Source organism: Hymenobacter agri, assembly GCF_054778495.1.
In genome coordinates, this window is sequence record NZ_BAAGZM010000268.1 from 1 (window position 1) to 5584 (window position 5584).

A 5584-nucleotide genomic window follows, 5' to 3' on the forward strand; every position below is an offset into this window, starting at 1 on the left:
GGCCAGCAGCGCCAGCACCAGCATCAGGCCGGCCCACCACCGCCGGGCGCCGTAAGAAATTTTCGCGGCGGGCCGCATCAGCGAGGCGGCGTCAGCCAGGGGCGTATTCATGCGTTGGCGGGCGGCTGGGGGCCGCCGAAAGAAATGGCGTCGTCGAGCTCGTTTTCGTCGGTGGCGGCGTCGTAGGGGAAATAGCGCTTGAGCTGCTCGCCCACCATCTTGATGCCGCGCTCCAGGCCCACCACGTATTTCTCGCCCCGGAAATGCTCCAGCACGGCTTCCTTGGTGGCTTCCCAGAAGTCGTCGGGCACGGCGGCGTTGATGGCCGAGTCGCCCACTACGGCAAACTGCCGGCTTTGCCAGGCCAGGTAAAACAGCACGCCGTTGCGGGCGGCGGTTTTGTGCATGTTCAGCTCGCCGAATACCTGGGCGGCGCGGTCGAGGGGCTCGGGAGTGGGGCAGGTGTCTTCCAGGTGCACCCGGATTTCGCCCGAGGTCTGCACCTCGGCCGCGCGGATGGCCGCCACCAGTGCCGCATCCTCGGCGGGAGTAAGGGGGGAAGTCATTTTCTTAAATGAAGAATGAGAAATGAAGAATGAGGAATTGCAGACGATGCATTGGCATCAATCATTCCTCATTCTTCATTTCTCATTAAAGTTAAAACTGTACCGTCGGGGCCTTGCTGGCAGCGGGGTCGGCGGCGAAGTAGGGCTTCTCGGAGAAGCCGTACATCTTGGCGAACAAGTTGTTGGGGAAGGATTTTACCGTGCCGTTGTAGTCATTCGTCACGGCGTTGAACTTGTTGCGCTCCACGTTGATGCGGTTTTCGGTGCCCTCAATCTGGGCTTGCAGCTCCTGAAAGTTGGCGTTGGTTTTCAGCTCGGGGTAAGCCTCCGACACGGCCAGCAGGCGGCCTAGGCCCGACGAGAGCTGCGCCTGCGCGGCCTGGAATTTCTCGATGTTTTCGGGGGTGAGCTGGTCGGCCGACACGTTTACGCTGGTGGCTTTGGCGCGGGCTTCCATCACGCTGGTGAGGGTGGCCTGCTCCTGCTTGGCAGCACCTTTCACGGTGTTCACCAGGTTGGGGATGAGGTCGGCGCGGCGCTGGTAGGCACTCTGCACGTTGGCCCACTGGCTTTTCACGGCCTGGTCTTTCTCGGTCATGGCATTGAAGCCGCACGACGACTGGGTGAGCAACAGGGCCAGGCCCGCGAAGTAGAGAAGAAAACGTTTCATGAGAAAAAAGTAAGAAGGGGTTAGTTGTTTGGTGGGGAGAAAGTGGGCCGGGGCCAGGGCCGGCCCGGAAACCCGGCGGCCCTGCTCACGGTTAAGCCCGGTGCGCCAAAGTACGCAGCTTCGCGGTTGTAGTTGTAGCTTGCTGCTTAGGCGGGGGTGGGCGGCCCCGCCGGCCCGTTCTCTATCGTTTCTTTCGCTGCTGCATTACACCACCCCATGAAAGCCGTAATTCCCGTGGCCGGCATTGGCTCGCGCCTGCGTCCGCACACCCACACCCAGCCCAAAAGCCTGGTGCCGGTGGCCGGTAACACCATTCTGGGCCACCTCATCGACCGGCTCACCGGCGCGGGTATCACCGAGTTTGTGTTTGTGGTGGGCTACTTGGGCGATAAAATCGTGCGCTACGTGCGCCGCAGCTACCCCGCCCTCAACGCCACCTTTGTGGTGCAGGAGCCGCGCGAGGGTATTGGCCACGCGCTGTGGCTGGCCCGTGAGGAGTTTCGGCACGATACCGACGGCGTGCTCATCCTGCTCGGCGACACCATCGTGGACGTGGACCTGCCCGCCCTGATGGCCACGCCCGGCACCGTGCTGGCCGTGAAGGAAGTGAAGGACCCCAGCCGCTTCGGCATTGTGGAAACCGGGGCCGGTGGCCGGGTGGTGAAAGTGGTGGAAAAGCCCAAGATTCCGAAGTCGAACTTCGCCATGGTGGGCCTCTACAAGCTAGCCTACCCCGAGAAGCTGGCCCAGGCCCTGGAGTGGCTGCACGACGCCGACGTGCGCACCCACGGCGAGCTGCAGCTCACCGACGCGCTGATGCACCTCATCGAGGAGGGCGAGGTGATGACGACCTGCCCGGTGGACAACTGGTTCGACTGCGGCCGCAAGGAAACCCTGCTCGAAGCCAATGCCCGCCTGCTGAACCGCCCCGAGTTTCTGGACGGCCGCGACTACTCCGAGTTTCCGGATGCCGTCATCATTCCGCCCGTCAGCATCGGGCGCGGCTGCCAGATTTCGCACTCCATCATCGGTCCCAACGTGGCCATCGGCGACAAAACCATCATCCAGCACACCATCCTCAGCGACTCCATCATCGGGAGCTACTCGGAGCTACGCTCGGCCGTGATGAGCAACTGCATCGTGGGCTCCGATGCTTCGTTCCGCGGCATGAACCACTCGCTGAACATCGGCGACAACACGGAGATTGATTATAGCTAGAAGCTGAGAGGAATGGTAGAATCGGGAGAAGCCCCGGCTGCTGGTGCGGCCGGGGCTTCTTTGTGTGAATAGAGCGTAAGCGTGAGAAGCGGTTTGAGCCTCCTAACAACTCTCCAGAATAAGCCCGTTTGTTGAAAGGGTGGAGTTCAAGAAACTCATCCCAATTCGGCGTTTTGTAAACTTTTATTCGTGAACGAGTTTCTTGAACTCAATCTGGGCAATAAGAGGCCTTCGCTGAGGGTAGCATACCGGTGTGTGGTGATTGAGGAAAAGGAGCGTTTGCGGGTTCACCTTCGGCGATGAAAGAACTACCCGAAGCAGCTTTGCCATGGTATTAGCCAAGTACACCAATAACAACACCCTGCCAGGCTAAACGCAGATGAGCAACGGCATCACCGACGCAGTAGCCAGCCGAGCGTATCAAACAGCCTAGAATAAATAATTCTTGACCTCCTCAGGAAGCGTGCTCAGAGACAATATCTTTGCCCAATTATAGCCTTCCACTTCTTTACCAACTACTGCTTGAAATACTTCTCTACTTGCTATTTCCTGCTTTTTTTGCTCACTGTGCTACTTCCACTAGGAGCAAGTGCTCAAGTGCAGAACAACTCCCTCGCTACCGGCGATAATCACTCCCTCAGCATTCACCCCGATGGCACGCTCTGGGCCTGGGGCGGCAATGGCAGCGGCCAACTCGGCGACGGCACCACGACCGACCGCCTGACCCCCGTCCAGATTGGCACCGCCACGACCTGGCGCACCGTGAGCGCTGGCACCAACTTCAGCCTGGCCCTGAGCGCCGATGGCACGCTCTGGGCCTGGGGCGGCAACCAGTACGGCCAGTTGGGCGACGGCACCATTACGGACCAGTCCAGCCCCATGCAGGTTGGCACCGACCGCAACTGGCAAAGTGTGAGCGCCGGCTACCAATTCAGCACCGCCGTGCGCGCTGACGGCACGCTCTGGACCTGGGGATTCAACCAGTTTGGCCGGCTGGGCAATTACGGCTCCAGCAGCACCGACGACCGGCAGCCCGGGCAGGTGGGCACCGCCACGACCTGGCGCACCGTGAGCGCGGGCAAAGAGCACAGCTTGTCGGTAACGACGGCCGGCTACCTCGTTTCCTGGGGCGGCAATGCCTTTGGCGAGCTCGGCGACAACTCCACCACCAACAAGCCATTCCCCGTGCAGGTGGGCACCGCCACGACCTGGCAAAGCGCGAGCGCAGGCACGTCCCACAGCCTGGCCGTGCGCACCGACGGCACGCTCTGGGCCTGGGGCGATGATACCTACGGCCAGCGTGGCGACGGCACCGGCGGCCTGCGAACCAGCCCCTCCCGCATTGGCACCGCCACCACTTGGCGCAGCATCCAAGCCGGCTATACGCACAGCCTGGCCCTGCGCACCGACGGCACGCTGTGGACTTGGGGAACCAACGCCTACGGCCAACTCGGCGATGGCACCCTCACCCGGCACAGCACCCCCGTGCAACTGGGTACCGCTACCTGGCAAAGCATCAGCACGGGCAGCTACTACAGCGTGGCCCTGCGCACCGACGGCACCCTTTGGGCCGCAGGCCAGAATAACTATAGCCAACTGGGCATTCCGTCCAGCACCAATTTTCCGCTGCTCATCTTCAATCCCAACGGCGCCTTGCCCGTGGAGCTCACGGCTTTCACGGCGGCTCCCACGGCAGGGGCGGTGCGCCTGGCCTGGGCCACAGCCTCGGAAAAGAACAGCTTGGCCTTTGAGGCCGAGCGCAGCCTGGATGGGCAGTCCTTCGGGCGCATTGGCACGGTGGCGGCAGCCGGTAGCAGCAGCAGCCTGCGCAGCTACGAATTGCTGGACGCCACGCTGCCCAGCCGTGCCACTACGCTATATTACCGTCTCCGGCAGGTGGACCAAGACGGCACTTTTCGCTACTCGCCCGTGCGTACCGTGGCCCTGCCGGGTGCAGCGGCTGGCCTGAGCCTTTATCCGAACCCCGCCACCAATGGGGCCGTGCTTAAGGGCGCGGTACCCGGTACGACCGTGACGGTGTTTGATACCCTGGGCCGCCCGATGGTCACTGTTTTTGCCGACGCCGCCGGCACAGCTGTCCTGACGCTGCCAGCCGGTCTGCCGTTGGGCGTGTACGTGGTGCACGCTGGCAATCAGGGAATGCGCTTAACGGTGGAATAAGTTAGCCGCACAACGCGGCCATATGCAAAAGGGCGGACCGTATGGTCCGCCCTTTTGCATTTTCGTTTGGCGAGTACCAGAGGCAGGTACCAGTTGTTGGTGGGCCGCACTGATTCAGTGGTTGGCAAGGGCTGACAGAGGTTAGCATTTAAGTAACGACGCTACGCGGTTCAGCTAAACGGTCGAAATAGTAAACGGTAAATTACTAACCCTTTTGCCTCGCCAGCTTCTCTACCGGCCACCACTCCGGCTGCTTTGGTCGCCGCAGTTCCGGCCCCTCGAACCGGCCGCACCGTAGTCGGAGCCGCCGTAGCTCTCCTCTCTTGGGGAGAGGGGCTGGGTGCGAGGTGCCAGTGTCGGAACGATTAACCCACTGCCTTGCACCAAACCCATAATAAATAGCGCCCAAACCCGTACTTTTCCGGTAAAATCGCGCTGCTTATGATTTCCCGTTCCTTTCTGGCCGTTCTGCTGGCCCTCGTGCTGTTCACCGCCCGCGCCCAAACGCCCCTCGGTCAGCCCTCGCTCGACGAGAGCAAGGTGCAGATGTGGTGCGCCACGGTGCGCTTCGTATACGACGACGCCGGCCGGCCCAACCTGAAAAGCACCGTGCGCTGCGAGGCCGGCAACCTCGACGCGCTGGCCGCCAGCATCCGGCCCGACAGCCTACGGGTGTACAGCCTTCTGTACCAGCCCATTGAGGGCCGGGGTGCGATTTACCAAGGCAAAAAGGACAACCCGGCCCGGCTGGCGGCCCTGGCCAAAGCCATTGTGAGCAAGCTGAAAAACTCGCCCGCCCGCCGTAAAGACCCCGCCCGCATGGCCCGCGTGGCCGCCCTCGAAACGGCCCTCACCAATTACGTCACCTCGGGCACACCCATGGGTGAAGTCTCGGCCGCGATGGCTCCCGAGCGGGCCGACACCGCCGTGGCCGCCACCGCACCCGGCG

5 protein-coding genes are annotated in these 5584 nt (G+C 62.2%); 3 read left to right on the plus strand and 2 right to left on the minus strand.

The genetic code is table 11. The features are described 5' to 3' along the window. Window positions 1–107: 107 nt before the first annotated feature. Complete coding sequence (locus tag ACYVDE_RS13340) at window positions 108–566, minus strand: TPM domain-containing protein (RefSeq protein WP_460502039.1); 459 nt, start codon at window positions 564–566, stop codon at window positions 108–110. 91 nt (window positions 567–657) lie between these two features. Beyond that, window positions 658–1236 carry a LemA family protein gene (locus ACYVDE_RS13345; protein ID WP_460502040.1) on the minus strand — a complete coding sequence of 193 codons (579 nt, stop codon included), beginning with the start codon at window positions 1234–1236 and terminating at the stop codon, window positions 658–660. Between the two features lie 216 nt (window positions 1237–1452). Here ACYVDE_RS13345 and ACYVDE_RS13350 point away from each other — a divergent pair, with 216 nt between their 5' ends. The 3 genes from ACYVDE_RS13350 to ACYVDE_RS13360 all read left to right on the plus strand — a co-directional run. Beyond that, a complete protein-coding gene (locus ACYVDE_RS13350) occupies window positions 1453–2454 on the plus strand; it encodes a sugar phosphate nucleotidyltransferase (RefSeq protein ID WP_460502041.1) in 1002 nt (333 codons plus the stop codon). Between the two features lie 567 nt (window positions 2455–3021). After that, window positions 3022–4635 (plus strand): RCC1 domain-containing protein, encoded by a 1614-nt coding sequence (locus tag ACYVDE_RS13355; RefSeq protein ID WP_460502042.1) that lies wholly within the window; start codon window positions 3022–3024, stop codon window positions 4633–4635. Window positions 4636–5076: 441 nt separating this feature from the next. Next, window positions 5077–5584, plus strand: a 508-nt coding sequence (locus ACYVDE_RS13360; protein WP_460502043.1) for a hypothetical protein, incomplete at its 3' end; no start/stop codon positions are given.